Below are 15,495 nucleotides of genomic sequence, written 5' to 3'. Positions count from 1 at the left end.
ATCAGTTTTAAATATGAAGTAAATATGATTTGTAATAACTTAGGTGTATTTTACAACAAACTATCCTATAAATTGCCAAATAATATCGGCAACCGTGTTGGTAGATTTTGGGTTTGCCTGTGCTCGACCACGTTGTGCCATACTTAAGCAAGTATTTGTGTCTAAGCTCATTAGCTTGTCTTTTAAACTTGCTCCCGTAAGCTGATTTTGTGGCAATAAGTAGGCAGCATCGGCTTTCGCCAAGAAGTTAGCATTGGCTGTTTGATGGTCATCCACGGCATGAGGCAAAGGCACAAAAATTGCTGGCAAACCAACATTTTGGATTTCAGTCACTGTTAACGCCCCTGCTCGGCATACAATCGCATCTGCCCAGGCATACGCAGCGGCCATATCACTAATAAAGGGGCTAATCGTCACATCATGTAAAGCTTTATCAACATCTTGGTAGCTTTGGGTCGTTGCCTCAAAATTGTGATTACCACATTGATGCCTTACAACAACTGGTTTTTCCATTAATTCCAGTGCTTTAGGCACATTTTCATTAAGTGCTTGCGCACCCAGAGAACCACCAATCACCAACAGTTTTAGTTGTGCTTTTTTTGCATTTGACTGACGATAACGGACTTCTGGCACATCAATTTGCGTTATTGCCTCTCGTACAGGGTTACCGACCGTATGCACCTTGTTGCTATGTGCAAATGTTTTATCAAATGCTTGTAACACTTTACTGGCAATTTTAGAAAGATAACGGTTACTCATGCCAGCAATAGCATTTTGTTCATGAATGATCAGGGGTATGCCTAATATTTTGGCAGCCAGCCCACCTGGTGCGGTAACGTAACCACCAAAACCAACGACAACATCAATTTTATTATTTTTTATAACGGCTTTTGCTTGAGCAACGGCATTAAAAAGTGTCAGTGGCAGTTTAATAAGTCGACCAATGCCTTTGCCTCTAAGTCCCTGCATTTGTATCGGATGAAACTGATACCCTGTTGGTTTGACTAATCCGTTTTCCATCCCTGTTGGTGTGCCCAACCAATGGATCGTTGCACCTCGTTTAACCAGCTCATCAGCAACTGCTAAAGCAGGAAAAACATGCCCACCAGTGCCTGCTGCCATCATCAATACTTGTGGTGGTGTTTTATGGTTATGTTGACTCACCTGTGCGTCCTTTAAGATATACAAAATACAATAGAAGCTGATTTTAATGCTGTGATTTTAACATAGTAAATGAGTGTTTAAAAACGGCGACAACAATTAGATACAGTAAGTAACAAAAGCAGGCTTAAAACGCCATACTTATGTTAATTTAATATCACATATAAGAAATAAAGAGGCATTAAACCCACACAAAAATCTAATTGACTACGTCAGATAACCACTGTTGAATTGAAGTTGCAACTCCATCATTTTTGTTAGATTTTGCAGATGCTTGCTTATGACTAGAAATAATGTTTCTTTGATTTGCACTAGGGCTAATATTTTGAGTGGTACTCAAGTTTAACCATGAGGTTAACTCGTTATCATGCTCACCATCAGCATGAAATTGGCAAGCATGTGCAATGTTTATAAACAATAAACTACTTGATAAAAGGATCAGAGTAGTTAGGATTTGTGAGTAATGTTTCATCGGTTAATGTCCTTAAAAAGGCAACAATATCAGCTTGTTCATCAGGTGTTAAATCGATACGTACAATTAAATCTGATTTATTTGGATTAAAGCGCCCATCGCCAATATTATTGCCATTAATTTTATCAGACTTTGGGTCTTCTGTTAAGTGAATGATACGCCCACCATGAGCATAATTAGCGACCACCTCTTCAAGCGTCTTCGTACTGCCATCATGATTATAAGGTGCAGTAACAGCAACATTTCTGAGACTTGGTGCTTTAAACTTCCCTTTATCATCATTATTTGCAGTAATCTCATATAAACCTTCATTATTTTCAATATAACTACCAAGTTCATCCAGATAATACATCCCCGTATTATGAAAACGAATGGGCACAACTCTAGATTTGCTGTGGATGACTTGATCATTGAAATTAAAACTGCCATGGCAATGATGGCATTCTGCTTTCTCCCCAAAAAATAGTGTTTTGCCTCTCATTTCACTATCGCTGAGTTTTACTTTGCCTTGCATATGTCGATCAAACTTACTATCAGCAGAGATGATACTTCGCTCAAAACTGGCTATGGCTTTAGAGATATATTCAAGGCTAAATGAATCTGCTTTATCAAATAGCTGATCTTCGCCAAAGGCTTTACTAAACAATGCTCGATATTTTTCATCTTTAGCGAAAGTCTGTTGCACTTTTTTAAAGTGCTCATCCGTTAAACCCATCTCACGAGGCATTTCTCCAAACATGGGCGTTAATAGTTGGTCTTCTAACTTAGTAACCGCTGGGTTTGCCCAATTAAGCGTTGGCATATAAGCAACATTAGCCAACCCCAAACTACTTCGAGGATGCACTTCACCTGTGGCACCTATAGAAGTTGCTCGTCCATCAGTAAAAGCCAGCTCTTGCAAGTGACAACTAGCACAACTAAATTCTCCGTTAATAGATAATCGCTTGTCATAAAAAAGATGTCGACCGAGTGCCACCTTAGCTTTAGTCATAGGGTTATCTTTAGGTACGTTTGGTTCAGGAAAATAAACAGGTAATTGCCATTGCCAGTCAGACGTTTTTTTGGCGCTTAAATTATCGGCTTTTGTCGCAGCATCTACCTTTAAAACAGCAAAGTCTTTACCTATTCCGTGATTATCTTTCTTAGTAGGTTTTGGTTTTTGCGAGTTAATGGCATTTTGCTTATTAGTCGTCACAGGTTTGGGTGAGGTTGAGTTAACTTGATGTAAATTAGAGTTAGCAGAAAGATTACAAGAGGTCGTGACACTAGCAACAGCTAACATAAGTATCGCTTTTATAATAAGCAAACTACGCACATAACTTTTTTGATACTGGCTCATAAGCAAACTACGCACATAACTTTTTTGATACTGGCTCAATTGACGACTCCTAGACCAAACTGCTTTTATAAACAAACTGCTTTTATAAAAAGAAGGCTATAAAAAATTATTTAAAAAACCCTGCAAACAGAATACTAGAATGCAGGGTTAAGAAACATTAATTAACTATTAACTGTAAAACTAGATTACTTAGTGCTTAAGCTAAATACTTTTTGCTTACCCGTGCTAGTACCCGTTTGATAGTCTAGTCCCATTTGCTCAAACAAAGCTTTACAATCACCATCCGCTTTAAATGACATACAGCCGGCTTTCTTGCCTTTATCTGTTGTAATATCACTATTAGCATACAGGTTAGCCAGGTTTAAAGTGATATTGTTTTGACTCAATGGCGTGCTGGTTTTTAAGTCTACCGTTGCAATATTATTATATTTACAGTTAACTGCTTCACCATTTGTCGCATCGCCCTTACAACCCATTTTACCTAGGTGTAAGTTATAAATTTTTGCCATGGTGCCATCTTTCATTGCCACTTTATCAAGCGGTGCGAGTTCAATTTTAGAGAACTTACGCCCCATTTGCCAAGACCACGCCATACCCTGAATATCTAGAGGGGCTTTTGTTCTTGGATCGTTTGCGAGCGTATGGTTTCTGTCAGATGGTACACCAATGTCAAAACTAACTCCTTGAATGTCGGCTTCAGTATAAGGCGCAGGTATTGTGCCAGTTAGTTGATTGTTGTATAAGCTATCACCACGATCAGAACATGAACCTGTACCATTTTCTAAATCAATTAGACCCAAATCTACTTGCTGGAAATCATTTTGCTTTAAAGATACTGGTAATGTTTTGCCATCTTTTGTGGTAACTTGCAAGTTGGTCACATAAAATCTTAAATCTGCAAGCTTTGTTGCTTTAGCAGGATTACCCAACATATAAGTATCTTGACATGTTACCTCTGCTAATTGCGGTTTACCACTTACTAACTTTGGTGCGATGGCATTAAATTCAAGCGTTATGTCCGATGCCATCGTACTGTTACTCGGTGTGGATGCTGTTTGCGTACTGGCACAAGCTGTTAGCAATGCAGGTATCACCAAAGCCAAAGAAAACTTCAATGTTGTTGTCATAGATTCATCCTTAGATTAAATAAAAAACTATATAAATAAAAGCTTATTTAAAAAATAATAGCTGTAAATTTTATATTAAGCTGATATAAAAATCCATATTTTTATTATGTGATTATTCTTCTACCCATTTCCCTTTTCGCCAGTACAATCCCCAACGTGTTGCTTTGTTAGTTTTGGTATTTACTGAGCCAATATACTGCTCTGAGTTTTTACGTGACCAACGTAAAATAGTCGGATTACCATCAGCATCTTCATCTGGCGCATCAAAAATATAATGAAATTTTTCTTCCAATTTATCTTTAATGGGACGAAGCTCACTCAGCTTAGGTGGTCGAGTCTCTCTAATTTTTGGAAATTTAGATGCCGCCAAGAACATGCCGGCTGCCCCTTCTCGCAAAATATAATGATCATCATGTTTTTGAGACTTTAACTCGGGCATGTCTATTGGATCCATACGAGGGGGTGCAGCTGATCCATCTTTCATCACTTTACGGGTGTTGTCGCATTTTTGGCAAGCAAAATAAGGACCAAAGCGACCTGATTTTAGCTCCATTTGCCCATCACATTTATTGCAGTCAATGGTTGGGGCATCTGAGCCAGGCACTTCAAACTTGCCTTCTTCAAGTGTATAACCATCGCAATCTGGATTGTTGCCACAAATATGTAATTTTAATCCACCATCTACAATATAGCCATCCATTGCGGTCGCGCATTTAGGGCAGCGTTTTTTCTCCATGAGGTCTTTAACTTCGGCATCCACCTCAGCTTTGCTATCGGCACTGTCTAAATTTGCAAATGCCTCAACTGCCATTAAGTTTTTTGTTCCCTTACAACGCTCTTTTGGTGGTAAGTTATAACCTGTGCAGCCCAAAAACACACCAGTAGAACCTGTGCGTACCTGCATAGGGCGACCACAATTATCACACGTGATATCAGGTACATCCGTTGGGTTGTTTGGTCTCATGCCATCTTTTTGTTTGGCATGCTCAAGTTTATTTTTAAAACCACCATAAAAATTGTCTAAAACGCTAATCCAGTTTTGCTCACCGTCCGCAACGCCATCTAGTTTATTTTCTAGACCCGCAGTAAACGTATAGTCCATTAAATCAGGGAAGCTTTCTACCAGTCTTTCTGTAACAATATCACCCATTTTTTCGGCAAATAGGCGTTTATTTTCAAGCCTTACATAGCCTCTATCTTGAATGGTTGAAATAATCGCAGCATAAGTAGAGGGACGACCGATACCTCTTTTTTCTAACTCTTTAACTAAACTTGCTTCGGTATATCTTGCTGGCGGCTTAGTAAAGTGCTGGCTTGGGTCTAATTTAACAAGGTTTAACTTTTCGCCTTGTTTAACATCCGGCAAGAGTGAGTCATCATTTTTTGCAGGCGGTTGCACTTTGGTGTAACCATCAAACGTCATGGTACGACCACGTGCTTTTAGTTCCACACCATTAGCATCGACTAATAAATTAACTGATTTATATTTTGCAGGTGGCATTTGGCACGCTACAAACTGTCGCCAAATAAGCTCATACAAACGTTGAGCATCTCTATCAACACCTGATAATTGATTAGACTTAACATTCACATCAGATGGCCGAATTGCCTCGTGCGCTTCTTGCGCATTTTGGCGACTGCCATAAAAAGTAGGCTTTTCTGGCACATACTGATCACCAAAGTTGCCACCAATATAGCCCCTTACAGCATTTAACGCATCAGCAGATAAAAAGGTAGAGTCTGTACGCATGTAAGTAATATAGCCTGCCTCATACAAACGCTGCGCCATTGTCATGGTTTTTTTAACCGAAAACCCTAAACGGGTACTTGCTGCCTGTTGTAACGTGGAGGTGATGTAAGGTGCGGATGGGCGTGATTGTGTTGGTTTTTCTGTACGATCTTTAACAATAAAATCAGCATCTTTTAATAGTGCCAATATTTCGTCGGTTTGTTGTTTATTGGCAAGTTTTAAGGTTTTACCATTTTGCTTAACCGCTTCTAATCGAAGTTGCGTATCTGTTTTGCTCGCCGTGGCAAGGGTATCTGCATGGATTTGCCAATATTCTTCTGGTACAAAAGCACGAATTTCACGCTCTCGTTCTACAACTAAGCGAGTAGCCACTGATTGGACTCGACCGGCTGATAGCCCTCTGGCAATTTTTGCCCATAATAAAGGCGAGACCATAAAACCAACAACGCGATCTAAAAAACGGCGCGCTTGCTGGGCATTTACACGGTCAGTATTGAGCTTACCGGGTTCTTTAAAAGCATTTTGGATGGCGTTTTTAGTAATTTCATTAAATACCACACGCTGGTATTTATCATCGCTACCACCAATAACTTGTTGCAAATGCCAAGCAATGGCTTCCCCTTCTCTATCCAAATCGGTAGCGAGGTAAATAGTGTCAGCATCTTTTGCGAGGCTTTTTAGCTCTTTAATGACTTTTGTTTTACTTGGCAAAACTTCGTACACTGCCTTCCAACCGTGTTCTGGATCAACACCCATACGGCGAACTAACGCATTTTGCGCTTTTTCTTCTCGTGTCATTTTGGCTTCACGAGCTTCTTGCGCTTTGGTTTTTGCCTTTTTATTGCTACTACCCGTTGGTAAATCGCGTACATGACCAATGCTCGAACGCACAATATAATCATTACCTAAATACTTATTAATGGTTTTGGCTTTGGCAGGCGATTCCACAATAACAAGTGACTTCCCTTTTACACCTGTTTTATTGGTTGTAGACGATATTTTTTTAGTGGTTGTTTTTGCCATAATTAACTAATCTAGTCTCAAAAATAAAAATACTATATAAAAACTACTATGCTATTTATGATGATGTCAATAAAAATTTCAAGCAGAGCGATGTTTGTTTAGTTGAGAGATGATAAGGATTTGGCAAGAATATGCAAGTAAATTAACAAAATTAACTCATAATCAGCTCATAATTAGGCTAGCCCACTGTGTTAACTTTTGTGTGATAGGATATAAATCTGTTTCGATATTTTTTTCATGATAACTTGGGTTTGTTGCAGGACGCACATAAGCAACATCATCCCAATAAAGAACAATGCTGTTGGCTTTGGCTTCAAGCCCTTTGGTATGTTTGATGATATTTTCTGGCAAATCGATTGCAACTTTATCTAAACTAAAATCGACCACATCACCATCTATAGTAACAGGACGCCATTTGCCATCTACCGCATGATATCTCACATGTGGCATCTTATATCCTTCAACCACAATACCATACTGCCCCATCATGCCTCGTCCATATTCATCATCTTTGCCACGAAGCCAATCTGGGCAAGCAACCAATTTAGGGTTTAATGCTAGTTTACGAGCTGCCATGCGTACTTTGTCGGTACGTTGATCGATACCACTTGGCTTAAGCCCCATAATGCTACCCAGCACAAACAATACTATACCAACTGTAATCCAAATACCCATCGCCAAATTTGCCTTTGCCTTACCTAACTCGTTGCTTAATTATGAGTCTAGTGGTTACTCATACCAAGTTGAATGATTTATTTTTTTACTAACTTTTGTGTTAGCTTGATTTGTTTGAGACTCAGCACTTTGTTTATTTAGTTTTGCAATCCCTGATGATATTTTTGCATCTTTTAACATACCTTCATACTGACTGGCAACTTTTGGCATTAACTCATCTAATACAGGTTGCCATTGTAGCTGAATATCACGGTATCTTTTTTGAGTTCTATCAAATACTGCTAAGCCTTGCTCTGCCATTTGTGGATACAAATTACGCTCACTAATCCATGCCAATGGTTGCTGACCTATATTATCAAAAAAGTTTTTTAGACTTTGGCTGGTATTTGCTTTTGCTTTAACACGATTAGCAAGTAAATGGATACTTACTTTACCTTTGCGGATACGTTTGATGTCTTGAATGGATTTTAAAAATTGCTTGGTGCTATCTGAATCAAAAATTGAGGGTAACACAGGGATAATGACCGCTTTTGTTTCACTAATGAGGCTCGCTGCTTTATCAACCGAAAGTGAACCAGGCGCATCAATAATTAACCAATCTTTTTTGCCGAGTTTTTTTTCAACTTTTTTGGGTAAATTACCGATGTCATCATCATCGTGCCAATCAACAGACATAATGGGTGCGGCTGTACCAGGTCTTTGTTTTAACCACAATAAGCTTGATTTTTGTGGGTCAGCATCTACTAGTGCGACCTTTTGTCCTTGATTTGCTAATGCTGCCGCTAAAGTCACCGCTACTGAAGTTTTACCACAGCCGCCCTTTTGATTAGCGATTAATACTGTGTTCATTTCCATCCTCCATGCAACTAATCTTTAAAACTCAAGGTCACATCATAACAAAATTTTAAAATAAGATATAGCTAAATAACAATCAGTTATAATTGGCTTATTGTATATTTATCCCAGTTTCTCCTGCAGGGGTAACTCTAAAAATTTGCACCTTGAAGTTCACTGCTTGACCCGCCAACGGGTGGTTAAAGTCAACTTCTATTTCATCTTCGCTGACTTGACTCACTACCCCGGGTAATGTGTTTTTGCCTTTATCTTCAAACTCCATCATCATACCAACTTCTGGATCGGTACCAGATAAAGCAAATTGCGCTTTACTAAAGGTTTGTACGTTATCTGGGTTCCATTCTCCAAACGCTTGTTCGGCATCTAAACGTGCCGTACGCGTATCACCTGCTCTTAAATTCATAAGTACTTTTTCAAAACCTTCTAGCAAGCTCTCATCACCAATTGTTAGTTGCACAGGTTCATCTCGGTTAAAAGTGGTATCAATCACGGTACCATCATCTAAAAACACTTCAAAATGCAGGGCAACTTGACTGCTATCTGTGATTCTTGTGTCATCATTTGGATTAATAAATTGCGTTTGCTGAGTCATGATATTCGCTATTTTAATGATATAAAAAGTAGAGTAAGGGTATGTTATAAACACCTATCTATCGACAAGTGATAACAACAGCAATAAATACAAATAACAATATTATTTTGTATTAAAACCTCTGAACATTATACTAATAAATCTTAAGCCTTTTCTACCTTTGTATGCACAATATATGCATTAAATTACCCACGATTCTTAGCGATTCATGTTACAATTAGCTTACTTAAATTAAACCCAAAATAACACTGAAATACGTGTTGATGACACATGATTTAATAAAACATTAAGGAATGTCCTATGCAGACCAACATAAAACATGTAACTGTGGTTGGCGCTGGTGTACTTGGTGCACAAATTGCTTATCAGTGTGCTTTTGCCGGCTTTGATGTGGTGAGTTATGACGTTAATGAAGAAGCACTTCAAGCTGCAAAAAATCGTTTTGCTAAGTTAGATGACATTTATTCTAATAACCTTAATGTTGCAGATAGCACAATCACAGCAACAAATGATCGTCTGGTTCAATCTTGCCAGCTAGAACAATCGGTTGCAAACGCTGATTTGATTATTGAGTGCGTGCCAGAAAACTTGCAACTAAAACAAAGCGTATGGGCTGACATTGGTCACTATACAAAAGATAACTGCCTTTTCACAACCAACACATCAACGCTATTACCCAGTAAATTTAGTGCCTCATCTGGTGATGAAAGCCGCTTTTTAGCACTGCATTTTGCTAACGACATTTGGCGTATGCGTATTGTGGAAGTCATGGGCACTGCCAAAACTAACCCAGAAGCTGTTAACATCATTTTTGAGTTTGCTAAAGCCATGCAAATGTCACCCGTTATTATTAAAAAAGAGCAACCTGGTTATATCATGAACTCGTTATTAGTGCCATTTTTACATGCCGCTTGTGGCTTGTATGCCAAAGAAGTTGCTGACCCAGCAGATGTAGATAAGGTTTGGAAGCTTGCCACTGGCTCGCCAAAAGGACCTTTTGAAATTATGGATTTAATTGGACTTAGAACTTTGTATGCCGTTACGTCTGCACGTGCAGAACAAACTGGCGACCCCGTTACCAAAAAGTTTGTAGCTATGTTAAAAAATAATTTTTTAGCACAAGGTAAAACAGGCAGAGAGTCTGGAAGTGGTTTTTATGATTATGATGAGAAAGGGAACCTCCTCTAAAACATGATTCATTTTAAAGTCAGTCCATCAACATATGATCTATGGACTGACTTAGTTCGTTTTTACAAGTTGTTTTATATTTAGGAGTGTTCTATGGCAGACTCTAGCCAAATGCCAATAAACTCAAGCAAGAAAATTTTAAAATGGATAGCCATTGTCGCTTTAGTTTATCTCTTGATTACTGCTGTTGGCATGATTGGAGCGGGCTTTAAGGGAGCAACCAAAGGTGAAGCAGAACAATTGTTTGCCTTTGCAACTAACCCATTTATGGGACTGGTGATTGGTATCGTTGCTACCGCATTAATCCAATCGTCTTCTACCGTTACTTCCATTATTGTTGGTTTGGTTGCAGGTGGTTTGCCAGTTGCTACCGCTGTACCTATGGTAATGGGTGCAAACGTAGGTACCTCTATCACAAACACCATTGTATCTATGGGGCATGTGCGTGATAAAGAAGAGTTTAAGCGTGCCTTTGCCGCTGCAACCGTGCACGATTATTTTAACCTTTTATCGGTTATCATATTTTTACCGCTAGAAATGATGTTCGGTTTACTTGAAAAAATAGGTAGTTACTTATCAGGCTTTATGATAGGTGGCGATGCCGTTTCTATAAAGTCATTCAATTTTGTAAAAGCAGCAACAAAACCTGTCGTTAATATTTTTAAAGAATTAACGCACTTTGTTGACCAGCCCTTATCTGGTGTCATTTTGGCTTTAATTGGGGTGGCTTTAATTTTTGTCGCAATTTCTTACATTGGCAAATTACTCAAACAACTCATGGTCGGACGTGCCAAAGACATCATGCACACAACGATTGGTCGTGGTCCGCTCAGTGGTATTGCTTCAGGTACGTTTATAACGATTTTGGTTCAGTCATCATCAACGACTACCTCCTTAATGGTGCCCTTAGCAGGCTCAGGGGCATTTTCATTAAAGCAAATTTATCCATTTACATTAGGCGCTAACATTGGTACTTGTATCACTGCAATGCTTGCTGCTACCGCCGTAGAAGGCGATGCAAGGGCAGCTTTAACCATTGCAATGATTCACTTAACCTATAACGTGCTTGGGGTCGCTGTCATTTATGGAATCCCATTTTTAAGAGAAATTCCACCAAAATTAGCCATATGGCTGGGTAATTTGGCATCAAATAACAAAGTTTATGCTATGGTATACATATTAGGTGTATTTTTTGTTATTCCACTCGTTTGTGTAGGTGTCTCTTACGCAATTAGTGGATAAAAAAATTCAGTTAAAATGTAAACAAGGAAAGTAAAAAGTAAGGGGGCGTAAGATGAGTGAACAATTACATAAAAAAACTGTCAGCCAAATTAATACGCTTGATGAAATTGCAGATAATGTTGCAATTAAATCAGACGATGAAATTAATCGCTTAATTGAAGAAACTGAAGAAACCCTAACCGCCTTAATGGATGAGCTAAAAAGTCGTCAAGCAAACAAAATGCACAACGCCATTGATAATCTCGATGCCCACATGACTGAAGCAGACTCAAGCTTTAAGGCTCTACGGAGTTTTGTTAACATGGCGCTACAAGAATTACGTAAAAAAGATTCATAGTTAAAGATTTATAACTATTGTGTGATTGCATAGTAAAAAAAGAGACCGATATTTTTATATCAGTCTCTTTTTTATTCACTTATTTCAACTTACTGGCGTTTACTTTCTAAAAACAGCATATCAATCACCATTAAAAACACACCAATTACAATACCACAGTCGGCAATGTTAAATACGGGATAATGCCAAACATCAGCATAATGGACATGGATAAAGTCGATGACGTGCCCATACAAGACACGATCAATCAAGTTACCAACCGCACCGCCTAGTATCAATGCCATTGCAAGCGATAGCAGGTTTGCATTACGTGGCACTTTTCTAATATACCAAAGTAAAAATAAAGACACGACAAAAGACAAACCAGCAAAAAACCATTTTTGCCAACCATTTTGGTCTGCTAAAAAGCTAAACGCCGCACCATGATTATAAGCAAGTGTCCAATTTAATACGGGTTCTATGACAGATATGGTTTCATGCAAATCTAACAAGTTTTCAAAAAACAACTTGCTCGCTTGATCCGCAATTAAAATAAACAGCGATACAATATACCATTTGAATGCCTGATTACCATTTAAAGCAGCAATACGACTAGTGGACATCTCACTATTAGAGACGTTGTCATTAGGCATAATATCTAACCTCGCCTTCACCGTTCACGTTATCATCACAGCGTTGGCAAATATCTGGATGCGCTGGATTTACGCCAACATCATCACGTACATGCCAGCAGCGCACACACTTAGTCCCTTCTGCCGCTGTTACTTCAACACGCAAGTTATCAACTTCGGTATCACTGCCCGCTTTGGCATCAAATGGTTTTAGCTCGGCATCACTGGTAATAAATACAAAACGCAGCTCATCACCCAGCTTTGCCATACTCTCAAACATATTTCCATCTGCATATATGGTCACTTTGGCAGATAAGTTGGCATTAATTTGTTTGTTTTCACGCGCTGTTTCAATGTGTTTGTTAATAGCGTCTTTCGCTTTTAATATGCGAGCCCAGTCCTCTTCTGTTACCTTATTTAACTCAAATTGTGGGAACTCATACCAAGTTTGCGTAAACACATACTCATCTGTGCCTTTTAGCACTTCCCACGCCTCTTGCGCAGTAAAGCTTAAAACGGGTGCAATCCAACGAATCAAGGCATGTGCAATGTGATAAATCGCCGTTTGAGCAGAGCGACGAGGTTGCCCATCAGCTTGGCTGGTATATTGACGATCTTTAATAATATCAAGATAAAAGCCACCCAAATCTTGCGAGCAAAAACTTGCCACAAGCTGTGTCACTTGGTGGAAGTCCATATCATCGTATGCTTTGATAATCTCTGTTTGCAATTGCGCTGCTTTTGCCATAATAAATTTATCAAGGCTGACCAATTCATTCATATCCACTGCATCTGTTGCTGGATTAAAGTCATCCGTATTAGCCAATAAAAAGCGCAAGGTATTACGGATACGACGGTAAATATCAATCGCACCTTTAAAAACTTTGGCACCCGCTGTCATTTCATAACGGTAGTCAGCAGAAGCAATCCATAAACGAAGCATATCTGCCCCAGTTTTGTTAATCTCTTCTTGCGGGGTAATGATATTGCCCAACGACTTACTCATTTTGCGTCCGTTTTCATCTACCACAAAGCCATGTGTCAATACTTGCTTAAATGGTGGGCGACCATACATGGCTTCAGAAGTCAGTAACGAAGTTTGGAACCAACCTCGGTGCTGGTCAGAGCCTTCTAAGTACATGTCGGCTGGACTTTGTAGCTCATCTCGTTCATCTAATACCGCCGCATGCGTACTACCAGAATCAAACCAAACATCTAGGGTGTCTGTTACTTTATTATACTGGTCAGCTTCTTCACCTAAAAAGTCTGCTGTATTGGCATCAAACCAAGCTTCCACACCACCCTGTTCAATCATTTTGGCGGCTTTTTCGATAAGCTCCGCTGTTTTTGGATGCAGCTCATCGGTTTGTTTGTGCGTGAAAAATGGGATTGGCACACCCCATGTACGCTGACGGCTAATACACCAGTCAGGACGACCATTCATCATCGCTTCAATACGATTTTGTCCCCATGAAGGAGTCCAAGTGACTTTAGAGATATCTTGCAAAGATTGTTCTCTTAGCCCTTTTTCTTCCATACTAATAAACCATTGTGGCGTTGCACGAAAGATAATTGGTGTTTTATGGCGCCAGCAGTGCGGGTAACTGTGCTCTATTTTAGAGTGCTTTAATAGATGTCCAGTCTCTGTTAATAGTGCAATAATTTTAGGGTTGGCTTTATAAATATGCTCGCCAGCAAATGCCTTAGCAGTTGGCAAATATACCCCATTACCGCCCACAGGATTTTCTACTTCTAACCCATATTTTTGACCAACAACATAATCGTCTGCACCGTGTCCAGGTGCTGTATGTACCAAACCAGTACCACTGTCTGTTGTCACATGCTCACCTAAAATTAATGGCACTTGTCTGTCTGCAATAATTGGGTGTTGTGCTTTTACAAATTCAAGCTCGCTGCCCACTACTTGTGCAACCTCGCCAAGATTATCAAGTGCTAACGACTCTAATGCACTGTCAACTAACGCACTTGCCAGTAATAGGTTACCTTTTTGCGTTTTAACAACACTGTATTGCTCACGTGGATGCACACTGATTGCTTGGTTTGCAGGTAATGTCCATGGTGTGGTTGTCCAGATCACGGCAAAGGTTTTATCTTCATCGGTTAATGCCAGTTTTTGCGCCAAGTCTAATAATTCAAAACCAACATAAATGGCATCAGATACTTTATCCTGATATTCAACCTCGGCTTCAGCAAGTGCCGAACCACAGTCTAAACACCAGTTAACTGGTTTCATACCACGTGTGATATGACCATTTTTATAAATTTTTCCTAACGCACGTACAATATTCGCTTCTTGCTCAAAGTTCATGGTTAAATATGGGTTATCCCAATCTGCAAACACACCCAAACGCTTAAAGTCAGCCATTTGCAGTTCAACTTGACTTTTTGCATACTCGCGGCATAGTTTGCGGAACTCAGTTGCCGTAACCTTTTGCCCCACTTTACCAACTTTTGCTTCCACTTTTTGCTCAATTGGTAACCCATGGCAATCCCAACCTGGCACATAGGGGGCATCAAAGCCAGATAAGGTTTTTGACTTAACAATAATATCTTTTAATACTTTATTAACAGCATGTCCAAGGTGTATTTGACCATTGGCATACGGAGGTCCATCATGCAAAATATACTTTGGTGCACCTTGACGTGCTTCACGAATTTTACCGTATACGTTATCTTCTTCCCATGCTGCCAGCCATTTTGGTTCTCTTTTGGCGAGGTTGCCACGCATTGCAAATTCAGTATCTGCAAGGTTTAGGGTATCTTTATAGTCGATCGTCGATTGAGTCATAGTCTTCACTTATACAAATGCCATAAAAGTAGCAGGAGACAATTCAAATTGCCTGATAAATCCAACTATTATAAGCCAAATAGCTAGTGTTAATAAAGTCGTGATGGTTTTTTGACACAAAAAAATCATTTTAAAAAATGTTTAGCACTATTTAATTAATAAACCAAAAGTTAGTTATCTAAAAAGTCATATCGCATAAAACCCAAACATAAAATCCAAGTCATGAACTTTCATACCATTTATTATTGTCTTTTATTTATTATTGTCTTTTAACGGTCTTTTAAAACCATCTAAGCATTGACTAGTAGGAAATA

General features: G+C 39.1%; 12 protein-coding genes and 1 pseudogene. 3 read left to right on the top strand and 10 right to left on the bottom strand.

Annotation, left to right across the window (positions count from 1 at the left end; translation table 11 throughout):
* Positions 1 to 60: 60 nt before the first annotated feature.
* From murG to fkpB, 8 genes and pseudogenes are all read right to left on the bottom strand, one after another.
* Positions 61 to 1,125: an undecaprenyldiphospho-muramoylpentapeptide beta-N-acetylglucosaminyltransferase gene (gene murG / locus VH441_RS09170; protein WP_434354393.1), complete on the bottom strand. Its 1,065-nt coding sequence runs from the start codon at positions 1,123 to 1,125 to the stop codon at positions 61 to 63.
* Between the two features lie 235 nt (positions 1,126 to 1,360).
* A complete protein-coding gene (locus VH441_RS09165; RefSeq protein WP_434353342.1) occupies positions 1,361 to 1,579 on the bottom strand; it encodes a hypothetical protein in 219 nt (72 codons plus the stop codon).
* Between the two features lie 4 nt (positions 1,580 to 1,583).
* Entirely contained in the window at positions 1,584 to 3,011 is a 1,428-nt protein-coding gene (locus tag VH441_RS09160; RefSeq protein WP_434353341.1) for an MbnH family di-heme enzyme, read from the bottom strand.
* Between the two features lie 146 nt (positions 3,012 to 3,157).
* Entirely contained in the window at positions 3,158 to 4,099 is a 942-nt protein-coding gene (locus VH441_RS09155) for an MbnP family copper-binding protein (RefSeq protein WP_434353340.1), read from the bottom strand.
* A gap of 112 nt (positions 4,100 to 4,211) precedes the next feature.
* Entirely contained in the window at positions 4,212 to 6,872 is a 2,661-nt protein-coding gene (gene topA, locus VH441_RS09150; RefSeq protein WP_434353339.1) for a type I DNA topoisomerase, read from the bottom strand.
* A 162-nt stretch (positions 6,873 to 7,034) separates the two neighbouring features.
* Positions 7,035 to 7,547 carry a hypothetical protein gene (locus VH441_RS09145; protein WP_434353338.1) on the bottom strand — a complete coding sequence of 171 codons (513 nt, stop codon included), beginning with the start codon at positions 7,545 to 7,547 and terminating at the stop codon, positions 7,035 to 7,037.
* A 207-nt stretch (positions 7,548 to 7,754) separates the two neighbouring features.
* Positions 7,755 to 8,396: pseudogene (locus tag VH441_RS09140) on the bottom strand (ParA family protein); the annotation flags it as partial.
* A gap of 97 nt (positions 8,397 to 8,493) precedes the next feature.
* Positions 8,494 to 8,994 carry an FKBP-type peptidyl-prolyl cis-trans isomerase gene (gene fkpB, locus VH441_RS09135; RefSeq protein WP_434353337.1) on the bottom strand — a complete coding sequence of 167 codons (501 nt, stop codon included), beginning with the start codon at positions 8,992 to 8,994 and terminating at the stop codon, positions 8,494 to 8,496.
* A 300-nt stretch (positions 8,995 to 9,294) separates the two neighbouring features.
* On the opposite strand from fkpB, the gene VH441_RS09130 reads away from it, so the two are divergent.
* The 3 genes from VH441_RS09130 (at position 9,295) to VH441_RS09120 (ending at position 11,761) form a co-directional block, all read left to right on the top strand.
* Complete coding sequence (locus VH441_RS09130) at positions 9,295 to 10,182, top strand: 3-hydroxyacyl-CoA dehydrogenase (RefSeq protein ID WP_434353336.1); 888 nt, start codon at positions 9,295 to 9,297, stop codon at positions 10,180 to 10,182.
* A 93-nt stretch (positions 10,183 to 10,275) separates the two neighbouring features.
* Entirely contained in the window at positions 10,276 to 11,424 is a 1,149-nt protein-coding gene (locus VH441_RS09125) for a Na/Pi symporter (protein WP_434353335.1), read from the top strand.
* A 52-nt stretch (positions 11,425 to 11,476) separates the two neighbouring features.
* Positions 11,477 to 11,761 carry a hypothetical protein gene (locus VH441_RS09120; RefSeq protein WP_434353334.1) on the top strand — a complete coding sequence of 95 codons (285 nt, stop codon included), beginning with the start codon at positions 11,477 to 11,479 and terminating at the stop codon, positions 11,759 to 11,761.
* Positions 11,762 to 11,850: 89 nt separating this feature from the next.
* Here the strand turns inward: VH441_RS09120 and lspA are convergent, their stop codons facing one another.
* Positions 11,851 to 12,393, bottom strand: coding sequence for a signal peptidase II (gene lspA / locus VH441_RS09115; RefSeq protein WP_434353333.1), 543 nt, complete (start codon positions 12,391 to 12,393; stop codon positions 11,851 to 11,853).
* Positions 12,386 to 15,181 carry an isoleucine--tRNA ligase gene (ileS, locus tag VH441_RS09110; protein WP_434353332.1) on the bottom strand — a complete coding sequence of 932 codons (2,796 nt, stop codon included), beginning with the start codon at positions 15,179 to 15,181 and terminating at the stop codon, positions 12,386 to 12,388. Before ileS ends, lspA begins: the two co-directional genes overlap by 8 nt.
* Positions 15,182 to 15,495: the final 314 nt, after the last annotated feature.

The sequence above is a fragment of the Psychrobacter sp. HD31 genome (assembly GCF_051097895.1).
Classification (GTDB): domain Bacteria; phylum Pseudomonadota; class Gammaproteobacteria; order Pseudomonadales; family Moraxellaceae; genus Psychrobacter.
Note: the sequence above shows the minus strand (reverse complement) of the source record. Positions and strands in the feature narration are given on the sequence as shown.